Here is a 14713-nt window from a genome sequence, read left to right on the forward strand (position 1 = left end):
CGCTAGACCTAGAAGGAAGCTGTGGCAACAAGTTCACGCTGTGTAATTCTCGGGCTGAGAGGTCGCCTGCCGGTCGTTGCCGCGGACAAACTCCGACTGCCGTCAGCCGTTCGACTCGGCGGTGCGGATGTGGGTGGAAAGGTGGCGGATGGCTTCGCGAAGGGCTTGTTCGGGGTCCACGCCCAGGGCGCGGGCCTGGCGGACCAGATCCAGCAGGGACTCGCCGATTCGTTCGTTGTCGGACGACAGCGGGGACGCGGACGGCGGCAGGTCGATCTTGGCGGCCCGGCCCAGGACCTGGTCGGCCAGCGCCAGGGCGGGGAGGGCCAGGGGGATGCCTTCAAGGACCGAGGAGCGTTGTTTTTCAGCGGCCTTGATGGATTCCCAGTTGGCTTCGACGGCGGCCGCGTCGGCCGCGGTGACGTCGGCGAAGACGTGGGGATGACGGCGGATCAGTTTCTCCACTATGCCGCCGGCCACGTCGTCGATCGAGAAGCCCTCGTCCGGGGTCTCCTCCGCGATCCGCGAGTGGAACGCCACCTGCAGCAGCAGGTCACCGAGTTCCTCGCGGAGGTGTTCGTAGTCGCCCGTCTCGATCGCCTCAAGGGTCTCGTATGCCTCTTCGAGCAGATAACGGGCCAGACTTTCGTGCGTCTGCTCCTGGTCCCAGGGGCAGTTCCGGCGGAGCCGGTCCATCACGCGGACGAGGTCGATCAGGCGGGCGCCCGGTACGTCGTACGAGCCGTGCACGATCTCGACCTCGTACTCCGGGCGCGGCTCGCGGCTCAACGCGTCCGCGATGATCCGCAGTAGCGCAGGCTCGCCGTCCTCGCCGACCAGCCAGGCCACGCGTTCACCCGACAGGGCGGCACTGGTCAGCCAGGCCCACTGCTCGGAGACGTCACCGTCAATGTGCTGGACGACCAGACCGGACCCGATCAGCGCCTGGACGTCCGGGCGCTCAGGCCCGGCCGAGGCGCCGATCGCCGAGGCGTCGGTGAAGACCTGCCAGCCCGCCCGGGTCAGCAACCCGGGCGCGACCCGTGGACTGGTCAGGACGACCTTGATCGAACCCGTCAAAGGCTCAGCCCTGCGGCTCGGCCGGCGGCTGCTCTGCGGGCGCGGTCGGCGTCGGCTTGCTCTGCTCGGACAGCTTCGACAGCGAGCCCGAACCCTCCTTGAGCTGGGTGCCGTCCCAGGTGCCGTAGCGGGGCGCGATGTCGACGGTGATGTTCTTCGACGCCTCCTCGACCAGCTTGGCGCCCTCGGTGCTCTGCTGCTGCGCGTTCGGGTCGGTGACCGATCCGGTACCGCCGGCCAGCTTGATCTGGCCGACCACCGCGCGGGCAGCGGCCCGCAGGAAGTCGGCGGTGACCGGGTTCGCCGCGAACTTCGGGTACAGCGACTGGTCGACGACCACCTTCATGGCCGGTTCGATCTCGGCGTCGCTGACCTTGATCGAGCGCTGGTCGAGCACCTGCGCGGCCACCTCGTTGTTCACCAGGATCTTCAGCACGGCGGCCGGGGCGATCTGCTGCTGCCCGCCGACCGCGCTCTGGATCGCGGCGGTGCTCTTGTCCAGGTCGGAGACGCTGATCTCGTTGTCGCCGATCGTCGCCGCCGCGCCCGGGTGGGTGCCCGCGGCACAGCCGCCGAGCAGCAGGACCGAGGCCAGGCCCGCGCCGACTACCTGCGTCGCCCGAAGCCGTCGCGAAGTGCTCACCGAATCTCCTCGCATCTTCCAGTTCGTGGTCATACTGTGGCGCCGACCGGTTCGGCGATCACGTCGTCGATCAGTCGCGCGCACCATTGCAGCAGCTCCTGGTCGCGAAGCGGCTGACCGGCGACCGGCCGGGTGGCAGGTCTCGGCACCAGGATCGTACGCAGTTGCGGCTTGACCAGACTCTTCGGGTACAGCCTGTTCAGCCGGAGCACCTTCGAATCGGGCAGCTCGACCGGCCCGAACCGGATCAGATTGCCCTGCAGAGTGACGTCGTGCAGCCCCGCCCGGCGGGCGTGGTTGCGGAACTTCGCCACCTCGATCAGGTTCAGCACCGGCTGCGGGATGTCGCCGTACCGGTCGTGCAGCTCCTCGACCAGCTCGGCGATACCGTCCTCGTCCCGTACGGCGGCCAGCCGCTGGTACATCTCCAGCCGCAACCGCTGCGAAGGCACGTAGTCGTGCGGCAGATGCGCGTCGATCGGCAGCTCGATCTTGACCTCGGGCTCGTCGGCCTGGGTGTCACCCCGGTACTCCGCGACCGCCTCGCCCACCAGCCGGACGTACAGGTCGAACCCGACATCGGCGATGTGCCCCGACTGCTCGCCGCCGAGCAGGTTGCCGGCGCCGCGGATCTCGAGGTCCTTCATCGCCACCTGCATGCCGGCGCCCAGATCGGCGTGCTGCGCGATCGTGGCCAGCCGGTCGTGCGCCGTCTCGGTGAGCGGTTTCTCCGGCGGGAAGAAGAAGTACGCGTACGCCCGCTCGCGGCCACGCCCGACCCGGCCGCGCAGCTGGTGCAGCTGGGACAGCCCGAGAAGGTCCGAGCGCTCGACGATCAGGGTGTTGGCGTTGGAGATGTCGATGCCCGACTCGACGATCGTCGTACAGACGATGACGTCGGACTCCTTCTCCCAGAAACCCTGGATGACCTGCTCGAGCTGGTGCTCGGGCATCTGGCCGTGGGCAACGGTGACCCGCGCCTCAGGGACCAGTTGGCGGATCCGGGCGGCCGCCTTCTCGATCGTGTTGACCCGGTTGTGGACGAAGAAGACCTGGCCCTCGCGGAGCAGCTCGCGCCGGATGGCGGCGGTCACCTGGCCCTCTTCGTACGCGCCGACAAACGTCAGTACCGGATGCCGCTCCTCGGGCGGAGTGGCGATCGTGGACATCTCGCGGATGCCGGTGATCGACATCTCCAGCGTGCGCGGGATCGGCGTCGCGGACATCGTCAGCACGTCGACAGCCGTCCGGAGCTGCTTGAGCTGCTCCTTGTGCTCGACCCCGAAGCGCTGCTCCTCGTCGACCACGACCAGCCCGAGGTCCTTGAACGCGACCTCACCACCGAGCAGCCGGTGCGTACCGATGACAACGTCGACCGACCCATCGGCCAGCCCGTCCAGAGTCGCCTTCGACTCCTTCTCGGTCTGGAAGCGGGACAACGGCGCGACGTTCACCGGGAACGCGGCGTACCGCTCGGAGAAGGTCGCGTAGTGCTGCTGGACGAGCAGCGTGGTCGGTACCAGTACGGCGACCTGCTTACCGTCCTGTACCGCCTTGAAGGCCGCCCGTACCGCGATCTCGGTCTTGCCGTACCCGACGTCGCCACACACGATCCGGTCCATCGGCGTGACGCGTTCCATGTCGTGCTTGACGTCGTCGATGGTGGCCAGCTGGTCGGGCGTCTCAACGAACGGGAACGCGTCCTCCAGCTCCCGCTGCCACGGAGTGTCCTTCGCGAACGCGTGCCCCTTGGTCGCCTGGCGCGCGGCGTACAGCTTGATCAGCTCGCCGGCGATCTGGCGGACCGCCTTGCGCGCCCGGCCCTTGCGCTTGGCCCAGTCGCCGCCGCCCATCTTGTCGAGCGTGGGCTGCTCGCCGCCGACGTACCGGGTGACCTGGTCGAGCTGGTCGGTCGGCACGTACAGCCGGTCGCCAGGTTGGCCGCGCTTGCTCGGCGCGAACTCGATCACGATGTACTCGCGGGTGGCCTTCTGCGCCCCGGTGCCAACGGTCCGCTGGAGCATCTCGGCGTACCGGCCGACGCCGTGCTGTTCGTGTACTACGTAGTCGCCCGGCGCCAGCTCCAGCGGGTCGACCGCCTTCTTGCGCCGGCTCGGCATCCGTTGCTGGGAACGCCTTTCGGCCGCCGACCGCTGTCCGGCGAGGTCGTTCTCGGTGAGCACCGCGAACTTGATGCCCTCGGCAATGAACCCGCGGTCGAGGGCACCCTGCGAGATCTGCACGACGCCCGTCGGCGGGATGCCGTCGATGCTGTCGACGGTCTTCGCGGGCAGCTCGGCCTCCGAGAACACCTCGGCCAGCCGCTGGGCCGGGCCATGACCTTCGGTGACGCAGACGATGCGCCAGCCGTCCCGCAGCCAGCCGCGCACATCCTCGACGGCAGCAGCGGTTTCGCCGCGGTACGGGGTGACCTCGTGCGCCGCGACGATCCGGCTGCGGACCGCGCCGGCGTCCGGGTCGATGTCGAAGGAGACGCGCTCGCCCATCGAGTCGCGCAGCTCTTCCGGCGCATCCGTCGGAGCGATCGCGAACGGCGACATGCTCCACCACGCGAGGCCCTTGGCGAGCGCATGCGACCGGACATCAGCCAGCGACATGTACGCCGCCGCGCCAAGGTCGATCGGAGCCTCGCCACCACCGGCGGCAGCAGCCCAGGACGCCTCCAGGAACTCCTGGCTGGTGGCGACCAGGTCGTGCGCCCGCGCCCGGACCCGCTCGGGGTCGCTGACGACGACATGCGTGCCGGCCGGCATCAGGTCGACGAGCAGCTCCATGTCGTCGACCAGGACGGGCGCGAGCGACTCCATCCCCTCGACCGCATGCCCTTCGGCGAGCTTCTCGAACAGCTCGGACAGCTCCGGGTGCTCCTTGGCCAGTACTGCGGCCCGCGCGCGCACCTCGTCGGTCAGCAGCAACTCACGGCACGGCGGCGCCCACAGACCGTGTTGGGCGATCTCCAGGGACCGCTGGTCGGCGACTGCGAAGTACCGGATCTCCTCGACGTCGTCGCCGAAGAAGTCGACCCGCAGCGGGTGCTCCTCGGTCGGCGGGAAGACGTCGATGATGCCGCCACGGACGGCGAACTCGCCCCGGCGCTCGACCAGGTCCACCCGGTTGTACGCCGCGGCGGAGAGCCGCTCGGTGACGTCCTCGAGCTCGACGGAGTCGCCGACGTGCAGCTGGACCGGGCGGAGGTCGGCCAGTCCGGCGACCTGAGGTTGCAGCACGGACCGTACGGGCGCGACGAGGATCTTGATCGGGCCGGTCGTCTCGTCCGACGGGTCGGGGTGTGCGAGCCTGCGGAGTACTGCGAGGCGACGGCCGACTGTGTCGGAACGCGGCGACAAGCGCTCGTGCGGGAGCGTCTCCCAGGCGGGGTAGTAGGCGACGGTGCCGGGCTCGACGAGGCACTGCAGCGCCTCGGTGAGCTCCTCGGCCTCGCGGAAGGTGGCGGTGACTGCCAGCACGGGACGATCCGCGCCCTGGGCGGCCGCCAGGGCAGCCATCAGCACGGGACGGATCGGTCCGGGAGCGCTCAGGTCGAGCGTCGTGACGCCGTCGTTCCTGGCGTCGCGAATGGCCTCGGCTACTACCGGATCGGTGATCAGGGTGTCGACCAGGCCGGCCAGTTTCACGAGTTGTCCCTCACTAGGAGTTATACCGTCCTTGGGTCACTTCTAGGCCATCCGTCATCAAGGACTCGACGGCGTCCGCGGTCCGGTCGACCGCGAACGGGAGATCCTTGCGTTCGGCTGAGGAGAATTCGTTCAGTACGAAGTCCGCCGGGTTCTGACGGCCGGGCGGACGCCCAACGCCGAACCGGATTCGATAGTAGTCACCCGTGCCAACCGACTTGCGGATCGACTTGAGCCCGTTGTGGCCGTTGTCGCCGCCGCCGAACTTGGCGCGCAGGACGCCGAAGTCGATGTCGAGCTCGTCGTGCAGCACGATCATCGATTTCGGCTCGACCTTGAAGAACTTCAGCAGCCCGGAGACGGGCCCGCCGGACTCGTTCATGTACGACCGGGGCTTGGCCAGGATGGTCCGGATGCCGCTGATCCGGGCCTCCACCACGTCGGCCTTGGCCTGCTTGTGCTGTTTCCAGTTGCCGCCGACCCGGGAGACCAGCTCGTCGGCGACCATCTGGCCGACGTTGTGCCGGGTCTTGGCATAGGAAGGGCCGGGATTCCCCAGCCCGACGACCAACCACACGTCGTCCGCCACGAATCCCGGCCCTTCCTGTTGAAGCTGTTGTACTGCGAGGTGCTTACGCCTCGGCGGCGACCGGCTCGTCGCGCTCGATGCCGGCCTCGGCCTCGGCTTCGGCCATCTCGGCGTCGGCCTGGGCCGCGGTCTGCGCGGCGGTGACGTTGACGATCAGGGTGTCCGGCTCGATGGCCAGCGTCGTACCGGCCGGGAGCTTCAGGTCGGACGCGTGGATCTGGGCGCCGGCGTCCAGGCCCTCGACGGAGACGGTGACGCCGTCGGGGATGTGGGTGGCCTCGGCCTCGACCAGGATGGTCTGGTTCTCGACCACGACCAGGGTCTCGCTGACGGCGTCGCCCTCGATGTGAACCTGGATCTCGACCTGGACCTTCTCACCGCGCTTCACGATGACCAGGTCGACGTGCTCGATGGTGTTCTTGATCGGGTCGCGCTGGACCTGCTTCGGCAGCGCGAGCAGGCTCTCCGAGCCCTCGACCTCGATCAGCAGCAGGGCGTTGGCGGTCTTCAGCGCCAGCATGGTGTCGTGTCCGGGCAGCGTGATGTGCACCGGGTCCGTGCCGTGGCCGTACAGAACGGCGGGCACCTTGTGGTCCCGGCGGATACGGCGGGCAGCACCCTTGCCGAACTCCGTGCGCGACTCGGCTTGGATCTTGACCTCGGCCACGAGATGAACTCCTCAAGTGCGTTGCGGTGATTAGTCGTCGGTGGTGTTACAAAGTTGCTAGAGCCTCAGCGGGCACGTCTTGACTCCCGTACAGGCGTCAGGCAACGAACCACCGCGTCGATCACGGAGCCGCTCCCGACAGTTCACGGGTGAGCGCGACTGTGTCCGGGGGGCGTCCCTCGCCGAGGCAACCAAAACAGTTTACCCACGACTCAGCCCAGACAGGAAATCCGTTCTGGGGGTGACTTTGTTCCTTCTGCGTCGTGACGACTTTCGGGCGTCGTACAGGGCAGTTTTCCACCGGCTTACTGAAAACGATTGTCAAATCAGTTAAGTTCCTCCGGTGACCGCCACTCACTCTCGCTCGCCCCTGCCCACCCGTCTCCGCGCCGGACTGCTCGCGGCCGGCGCTGCGCTGCTGGCGCTCGCTCTCGCGCTGGGCATGGCGTTGCTGCCGTTGCGCTCGTACGCCGGAGCGGCGCCGGAGGTGTTGCAGGCGGTCCATACGGACGCTCTGCACACGACGTACGACGGATCGGTACTGCGGCTGAGCACCCGGATCGGTCTGGGCGAGTACCGCGAGGCGGACCCCGCCAACCTGATCTTCAACCTCGAGGACAAGGCCTCCGCCCGGGTCGAACTCCCCGACCTCCCCGCCTTCGCCTTCCTGGGCAAACCCGGCGACCCGGTCTGGATCGCCCCCGAATCCCAGGACCCCGACCTCATCTGGCCCGGCTGGGACACCGAAACCATCACCCCCGGCACCCTCGCCGGCGACGCCGTGGACCTGACCCTCCTGTCGGCATCCGGCCCAGGAAACGTAGAGATCTTCTTCAACTACGACGACTTCACCGGCACCGCCCAGCGCCTCTTCTCCGCCGCCGACCCCACCCTCCGAACCCTCCACCAACCAGTAGGCCGCCACGTCCACGCCAACTGGTCCTTCACCGCCCCAGGCACCTACCACCTAACCTTCCAAGCCACCGCCACCGCCACCGCAGGCACCCCCCTCGCCTCCACCCCCACCACCTACACCTTCGTAGTAGGCCCCTACACCCCACCCACCACTCCACCCGGCACTCCCGGCACACCCACCACCCCGCCCGGCACTCCCACCAACCCGACCCCGTCCAACACCCCGACCGGCCCAGGCCACCCGACCGCCACCGGGCCAGAGCACCCCACACCAACCGCTCCCGGCCGAACCACCCCGATCCCCACGACCCCGACGGGACCGACGGGACCGACTGGGCCGACCACCCCGGCGCCCACTCCAGCCCGCCCCACCACACCCCCACCCGCCCTACCCGGCACAGCCCCGACGCCGACGCCGACGCCGACCCCCAAGCCGACGACCCCTCTCTCATCACCTCCGCGCTCTTCTTCTTTCTCCGGCGGCGATGGAGAGCACTCGACGAGCGATTCCCCGCCGAACTCCAACGACTCCAACCGACCCGGCGCCCTCCCGCCCTGCCCCACCACCAGCAGCAGCAGCAACCCAGCCACCAACCCGACCACGTCCGGCAACCCAACAACCGGACAGACAAACCCGCCCGGCACAACCAACTCCCCCAACCCCACAAACCCCTCGACCACTTCACCCACCACCCCAACGAACCCCGCCAACCCAACCAAAACCACCCTCGACAACGGCCACGCCGACTACGCGGTACGCCTCGAAAACGGCGCCCTCAAGTCCCGCATAAAAGACGGCACCAAACCCGGCGCCCCCATCTGGCGCGACCCAGCATCCGTAACCATCAGACTCACCCCAGCCTCCGCCACCTACGCCCCCGGCGGCGCCTTCAACTTCCTCGGCCCAGCCGGCTCCCCCCTCTGGCAGATCCCCCAAACCCAGAAGAACGGCGTCATCTGGCTCGGCTGGAACACCGAAGAGCTCACCAGCTCCCAGCTCTCCACCCCGGTCGACTGGCGCCTGACCAAGGTCACCGGCCCCGGCAGCATCGCCGTCTTCGAGTTCGACTCCTTCGGCCAGCCCAAAATCATCTTCAACAGCCGCGACGGCCTCCCCGACACCTACAAAATCCCCCTCGGCACCCACGCCCACGGCAACTGGTCCTTCACCAAACCAGGCACCTACCAAGCCACCTTCACCCACTCCGCCACCCTCACCACCGGCACCCGCTCCACCACCACCTCCACCCTCACCTTCGTAGTCCCCGCCACCCCGTCCAACGCCTCCAACAGCACCCACCCAGCCGCCCACACCACCGACGCGAGCGGCAGGCCCGCCGCAGCCGCGAGCGGCGCAGGCGCCACCGGCGCGGCGGACGTGGGTGACGCGGCGGGCGCCGGCCGAGCGAGCGGCGCGGAGCAGGTGATGGCGGCGAGCGCGGTGCTTGCAGCCGGATCACCGACACGGGCGAGCACGGCGGTTGACGCCGGGTCGCCGGAGCGGGTGGTACTGGCCGGGGCGGCGCCATTGCGGGGCGACGCGGTGCTTGCTGGGGCGGTGCCTTCGCGGGCTGCTGTTGAGGGGTGCCGGTTGGCTTCTGCGGGGGCTGAGGTTGAGCCTGCGTGGATCGGGGGCGGGGTGACGTTGTTGGTGATTGGGGTTGTGACTCTGGTTGCTACTCGCCGCCGCGGGGAGGACGCGTGAGGCGCGGGCAGCGGTGCGTCGCCGCGGGGGTTGCGTTCGTAGTACTGGTGGCTGCTGGGTGCGCTGGAAGTACGGCTGGAGCCAGCGGGAAGGTCGACGTTGTTACGACGACTGAGATCTTGGCTGATCTGGTGCAGCGGGTGGGTGGGGATCGGGTGTCCGCCAGTTCACTGGTGCCGGCCGGTGGGGATCCGCATTCGTATGAGCCGACGCCGACGGATGCCAAAAAAGTAGCCAAAGCCGACGTCACCTTCACCAATCACCTCCTGCTCGAACCGCAGGCCCTCATCAAGACGATCGACGCCAACGCGCCCAAGGACTCCCCCAACGTCTCGCTCGCGGAGGCGGCCGAGTCCTACGGCGCGCACGTCATCCCACTGGTCGAGGACATCGGGCTCGACGTGCTCTGGCTCGGTCTGCGCGTGCGCGGTTCGGGCAAGGCGCGCGGCGCCACCCGTACGTCATCGATCCAGCTCACCGCCACCAAGATCGACGGCCCGGGCAGGCTCGTCGCGTACCTCACCGAGTCCCTCGGTCAACCCGACCTGTACTTCGACTCGGCCAACCCGGCCGACAGTACGACGCTCCCACCCGCCGCCCACACGCATCTCAACTGGGCGTTCACGAAGCCCGGCGTCTACCACCTCACCCTCGAAGGCAAGCTCGACACAGGCACCGGCCAACAGCCAAGGCCACTCGGCAAGGGCACCTTCACCTTCGCGGTCGGAGTCGAACCGCACCAGGTCGAACCGGCCGACGGCGGCAAAGCGACGGTGCTCGACGACGGCCACACCGACCTCACCGTCGACCTCGACAGCGGCCAGGTCTACGCGTACTCCGATGCGCGGCGGGTCGGCGCGGCGCAATCCGCAGTACCGGCCGGGCGGGTCGTCATCGATGTGCCGGGCAAGGCGCTCGAGACGGTGCCGGACGATCCGCGGTTCGCGTTCCTGGGCAAGGCGGGGGCGCAGATCCATCAACTGCCGCAGGCGGTACTCGGCAAGCATGTGCATGGCGAGATCGACCCACATCTGTGGGAGGACGTCGCCAACGCGAAGGCGTACGTGCAGTTGATCCGCGACACGTTGATCAGTGTTGATCCACAGTCGTCGAACATCTACAGGACCAACACCGATACGTACCTGCGTGAGCTCGACGAGCTGGACGAGTACGTGAGGTCGCGGCTGGCGAAGATCCCGGCTGACCGGCGGCAGTTGATCACCACGCATGACGCGTTCGGGTACCTCGCTTCGGCGTACCAGCTGAAGGTCGCGGGGTTCGTGGTACCGAATCCGGCGCAGGAGCCGAGCGTCGATCAGGTGCGCAGGCTGTCCGAGACGATCCGCAACCTGAAGGTGCCGGCCGTCTTCACTGAGCCGAACCTGGCGCAGCGCGCGTCCGTGCTGACGCAGGTCGCCCGCGACAACGGCGTCCGGGTGTGCTCGATCTACGGGGATTCGTTCGACGAACACGCCCGGTCCTACGTCGCGATGATGCGGCACAACGCCGACGAGCTGCTGCGCTGCCTGGGGGAATTTCGATGACACTGCTCTTCTTGTTGCCAACAGCAATCACTGCGACGGCAGTCGCGTCGGCCGGTGTCGCGCCGGCGCCGCCGGGCGCGCAGGTGGTGATCGCGGACGGGCATGTTGATCTGGGACCACGGTTCGTGCACGGGAGATGGACGATCCAGTTGCGCGACGACACCGGCGATCCGGTTGTCTGGCGGCCGCTGGAGAACGTCGTCGTGCAGGCAACCGACAAGGCGGAGCTGTCGGTTCCCGCGGATCCCGCCTACTCGTTCTTGGGCAAGGCCGGCCAGAAGGTCTGGGTGATCCCGCAGGTGCAGCAGCCGGGCGTCGTCTGGCCGGGCTGGAACACGCAGGATCCCGAGGTCGCGAAGCGGGTCGACCGCGAGGTGACGTGGTCGCTCAACGGTGTCGACGGTCCGGGGACGTTCACGCTCTTCCTCAACTCGGACTTCGGCAAGCCTGCCCCGGTCTTCGACAGCCGCAAGCCGTTCCCGCAGGAGACCGGTATCGACGTCAACACGCACGTCCACGGCAACTGGACCTTCTCCGCCCCCGGCACCTACCTGCTCGACATCACCATGAGAGCCGAACTCACCGACGGCACCACAGTCACCGACCACCGTCCGCTTCGTTTGTATGCCGGGCCGGGTAATCCGCTGGATGCCTTCAAAACAACAGCACCTGTCGGGCCGGCCCCGCGGGAAGAGGCCGGCGACGGAGGCGGGCTGGACCTTGTTGTGGTTGGGATTGTTGTTTTCGTTGCGGTCTCGATCGGCGTTGTCCTGGTACTGCGGCGCCGGAAGCGGGTTGCCGCATGAGCGTTCTGCAGGTGGACGGCGTTGCGGTCGAGCTGGGTGGGCGGCTGGTGCTGCATGACGTGGAGCTGACTGTCGACGCCAAGGAGCAGGTCGGGCTGATCGGTCCTAACGGCGCCGGGAAGACGACTCTCCTCAGGGCACTCCTCGGGTTGTTGCCGATCACCGAGGGGACGGTCGCCATCGACGGCCGGACGCCTCGCGAGGCGCGGGGCAGCATCGGGTACGTCCCGCAGCGGCATGAGTTTGTCTGGGACTACCCGGTGGATGTCCGTACCGCCGCGATGACCGGTCGTACCCACCGCATCGGCTGGCTGCGACGGCCGGGCCGAGCAGACAAAGCGGCCGTGGACGAGGCACTGGAGCGGGTCGATCTGGTCGATCTTCAGCGGCGGCCGATCGGCGAGCTGTCCGGTGGGCAACGCCAGCGCGTACTGGTGGCCCGGGCGCTCGCCCTCGAACCGAAGCTCCTGTTGCTGGACGAGCCGTTCACCGGGCTCGACGTACCGACGCAGGAGATTCTCACCCGGCTGTTCCGGAGGTTGACCAGCGAAGGCACCGCCATTCTGATGACCACGCACGACCTGCCAGCGGCCGCGGACACCTGTAGCCGACTGTGCTTGCTCAACGAGACAGTGATCGCCGATGGTCCCCCCGAAGAGCTCAGGGACCCAGCCGTGTGGTTGCGCGCCTTCGGAGTCGCGCGTTCCGAACAACTCCTGCACACACTCGGGGTGACCCGATGATCGAGTTCTTCACCGAGCCGTGGCAGCACGTGTTCATGCAGCGCGCCTTCCTCGTCGTACTGATGTCCGGCGTCGTCTGCGGTGTCATCGGCAGCCATGTCGCGCTCCGCGGGATGGCGTTCATCGGTGACGCGGTCGCGCATGCGGTCTTCCCCGGCATCGCGATCGCGTTCGTCCTGCACACCAGCCTGGTGGTCGGCGGGATCGTCGCGGGCCTGATCACCGCACTGTCGGTCGCCGTCTTCTCGCAGAACAGACGGCTCAAGGAAGACACCGTGATCGGCGTGTTCTTCGCGGCCGCGTTCGGGCTCGGCATCGTGGTGATGAGCACCGCGCCCGGGTACGGCGGATCGCTGGAGTCGTTCCTGTTCGGCTCGGTCCTCGGGATCGGCAACGGCGATGTCGTCACGGTCGCGATCGGCGGCGCCGTCCTGCTGCTGGTCAGCGGCGCGCTGCACAAGGAGTTTGTCACCGTCGGCCTGGATCGCGAGACGGCCCGCTCGGTCGGGTTGCCGATCTTCTGGCTGGACATGGCGCTCTACGCGATGGTGACGATCGCGATCGTCATCTCGATCCAGGCGGTCGGCAACATCCTGGTGCTCGCGCTGCTGATCACCCCCGCCGCCTGCGCCCGGCTGCTGACCGACCGGATCGGCCGGATGATGCTGATCGCGCCGCTGATCGGCGCCTTCTCCGGGTTGGCCGGGCTCTACCTCTCCTACGCGTTCAACCTCGCCGCCGGCGGGTTGATCGTGCTGACGGCGACCGCCGTCTTCATCGCCTGCTGGGTGTTCGCGCCCCGGCACGGCCTCCTCAAGTTTGCCCAAGTAAGAAAGGAAAGTCATGCGCACAATTAACCGCGTTGCGCTGCCCGCTGTGGCAGTACTCGCGCTGGCCGGTCTGTCCCTGCCGGCCGATGCCGCGCCGAAGGTCACCCTCGACCAAGGCCATGTCGACGTGATCGGCATCGCCTTCGAGGACGGCGCGTTCAACCTGCACATCCACGACGAGGAGCACGGCGTCGAGTACGCGCCCTCCGAGGTCGACCTGGTCGCCAAGCCCGGCTCGGAGATCGCAGTACCCGACGACCCGCAGTACGGATTCCTCGGTACTCCGGGAAGCCGCGCCTGGGTCCTGCCGCAGGTGCAGGACCCCGACCTGCTCTGGCCCGGCATCGGCGCCGAGGAGATCGAGCCCGGTGTCTTCAAGGACGACGCGTTGAAGGTCGACGTCATCGGCGTCACCGGCCCGGCCGACCTGAGTGTCTTCACCACCGACGCCTTCGGTTCGCCGACCGTACTGGTCGACAGCGGCAACGGACTGCCGGACCGGATCACCACGGGCGCCGGCGGCCACCTGCACGCCAACTGGGCGTTCGAGGCGGCTGGTACGTACAAGGTGAAGGTCAAGGTCTGTGGCACGCTCGCCGCCACCGGCAAGACCGTCTCCGCTGTCGCCACCTACACCTTCCAGGTGAAGCAGTGAAGGCCCGGGTGCTCGCAGGCGCCGGTACCGCCGCGCTGATCGCCATGCTCCAGGTACTGCCCGCGCATGCCCTCACAACCATCTCCGCCGGGCACGTGGACGCAGTAGACGTCGACTGGACCGGCTCTGCCCTCACGCTCGACCTGCGCGACGGCACAGTCACCCCCAACGTCGACCGCAACCCGGCTGACGTAGTACTGAACGCAGTGTCGGCCAGTAAGACGACAGTGCCGTCCGGATCGGCATACAGCTTCCTCGGTACGCCGGGGAGCGCCGTCTGGATGCTGCCGCAGACCCAGGTGAGCAACATCGTCTGGCCGGGCTTCAACACCGAGGGCGTACCCAGTGGCGCGCTGCAGGGCAACACGCTCAACGTGAAGCTGATCTCGGTCAGTGGACCGGCCGACGTGAGCGTCTACACCACCAGCTCGCTCGGCAGCCCGACCATCTGGTTCGACAGCGGCAACGGCCTCCCGGACACCCGGGCGATCGCCATCAACACGCACGCCCACGCCAACTGGGCGTTCGAGGCGGCCGGCACCTACACCATCGTCTTCGAAGCCACCGCCACCACAACCGCCGGCGCCGCAGTATCGACCGGCCAGAAGGCCTACACCTTCACCATCCAGCCCTAACCCGATCCGTGGGGGGGGGGGGGGGGGGGGGGGGGGGGGGGGGGGGGGGGGGGGGCGGGGCGCGGGGGGGGGGGGCCCCGCCCCCCGCCCCCGCCGCCCCCCCCCCGCGCGGGGGGGGGGGGGGGGGGGGGGGCGCCGCGGGGGGGGGGGGGGGGGGGGGGGGCCGCGGGGGGCCCCCCGGCCGCCAGACCGCGGCTGCGTGGATCTTGACGCTCCCCTTCGTCGTGCTCTTCCTGGCGTTCACC

General features: G+C 68.5%; 12 protein-coding genes. 7 read left to right on the top strand and 5 right to left on the bottom strand.

Features of this window, described 5'->3' with window-relative positions:
- Nucleotides 1-102: 102 nt before the first annotated feature.
- Genes ACIA12_RS33130 through ACIA12_RS33150 form a run of 5 tightly spaced genes read right to left on the bottom strand, consistent with a single transcriptional unit; the run spans nt 103 to nt 6635 of the window.
- Entirely contained in the window at nt 103-1080 is a 978-nt protein-coding gene (locus tag ACIA12_RS33130) for a MazG family protein (RefSeq protein ID WP_396371158.1), read from the bottom strand.
- Nucleotides 1081-1084: 4 nt separating this feature from the next.
- Nucleotides 1085-1723, bottom strand: coding sequence for a hypothetical protein (locus tag ACIA12_RS33135; protein WP_396371159.1), 639 nt, complete (start codon nt 1721-1723; stop codon nt 1085-1087).
- 29 nt (nt 1724-1752) lie between these two features.
- Entirely contained in the window at nt 1753-5379 is a 3627-nt protein-coding gene (gene mfd, locus ACIA12_RS33140) for a transcription-repair coupling factor (RefSeq protein ID WP_396371161.1), read from the bottom strand.
- Between the two features lie 13 nt (nt 5380-5392).
- Nucleotides 5393-5968: an aminoacyl-tRNA hydrolase gene (gene pth, locus ACIA12_RS33145; RefSeq protein WP_396371162.1), complete on the bottom strand. Its 576-nt coding sequence runs from the start codon at nt 5966-5968 to the stop codon at nt 5393-5395.
- Between the two features lie 43 nt (nt 5969-6011).
- A complete protein-coding gene (locus ACIA12_RS33150; RefSeq protein WP_396371164.1) occupies nt 6012-6635 on the bottom strand; it encodes a 50S ribosomal protein L25/general stress protein Ctc in 624 nt (207 codons plus the stop codon).
- Between the two features lie 343 nt (nt 6636-6978).
- On the opposite strand from ACIA12_RS33150, the gene ACIA12_RS33155 reads away from it, so the two are divergent.
- The 7 genes from ACIA12_RS33155 to ACIA12_RS33185 are packed head-to-tail and all read left to right on the top strand — an operon-like array spanning nt 6979 to nt 14468.
- The gene (locus tag ACIA12_RS33155) at nt 6979-9255 is read left to right on the top strand and encodes a TIGR03773 family transporter-associated surface protein (RefSeq protein WP_396371165.1); all 2277 of its coding nucleotides are present in this window, start codon (nt 6979-6981) and stop codon (nt 9253-9255) included.
- A gap of 47 nt (nt 9256-9302) precedes the next feature.
- Entirely contained in the window at nt 9303-10799 is a 1497-nt protein-coding gene (locus ACIA12_RS33160; RefSeq protein WP_396371181.1) for an anchored repeat ABC transporter, substrate-binding protein, read from the top strand.
- A complete protein-coding gene (locus ACIA12_RS33165) occupies nt 10796-11605 on the top strand; it encodes a TIGR03773 family transporter-associated surface protein (protein ID WP_396371166.1) in 810 nt (269 codons plus the stop codon). The genes ACIA12_RS33160 and ACIA12_RS33165 overlap by 4 nt, the downstream gene beginning before the upstream one ends.
- Nucleotides 11602-12348, top strand: coding sequence for an anchored repeat-type ABC transporter ATP-binding subunit (locus ACIA12_RS33170; RefSeq protein ID WP_396371167.1), 747 nt, complete (start codon nt 11602-11604; stop codon nt 12346-12348). Before ACIA12_RS33165 ends, ACIA12_RS33170 begins: the two co-directional genes overlap by 4 nt.
- Nucleotides 12345-13205, top strand: a complete 861-nt coding sequence (locus ACIA12_RS33175; protein ID WP_396371168.1) for an anchored repeat-type ABC transporter permease subunit — start codon at nt 12345-12347, stop codon at nt 13203-13205. The genes ACIA12_RS33170 and ACIA12_RS33175 overlap by 4 nt, the downstream gene beginning before the upstream one ends.
- Complete coding sequence (locus ACIA12_RS33180; RefSeq protein ID WP_396371169.1) at nt 13192-13833, top strand: choice-of-anchor M domain-containing protein; 642 nt, start codon at nt 13192-13194, stop codon at nt 13831-13833. Before ACIA12_RS33175 ends, ACIA12_RS33180 begins: the two co-directional genes overlap by 14 nt.
- Complete coding sequence (locus ACIA12_RS33185) at nt 13830-14468, top strand: choice-of-anchor M domain-containing protein (RefSeq protein ID WP_396371170.1); 639 nt, start codon at nt 13830-13832, stop codon at nt 14466-14468. The genes ACIA12_RS33180 and ACIA12_RS33185 overlap by 4 nt, the downstream gene beginning before the upstream one ends.
- Nucleotides 14469-14713 lie beyond the last annotated feature (245 nt).

Origin of the sequence: Kribbella sp. NPDC051620, assembly GCF_044453825.1 — a bacterium.
In the GTDB taxonomy this organism is placed as follows: Bacteria; Actinomycetota; Actinomycetes; order Propionibacteriales; family Kribbellaceae; genus Kribbella.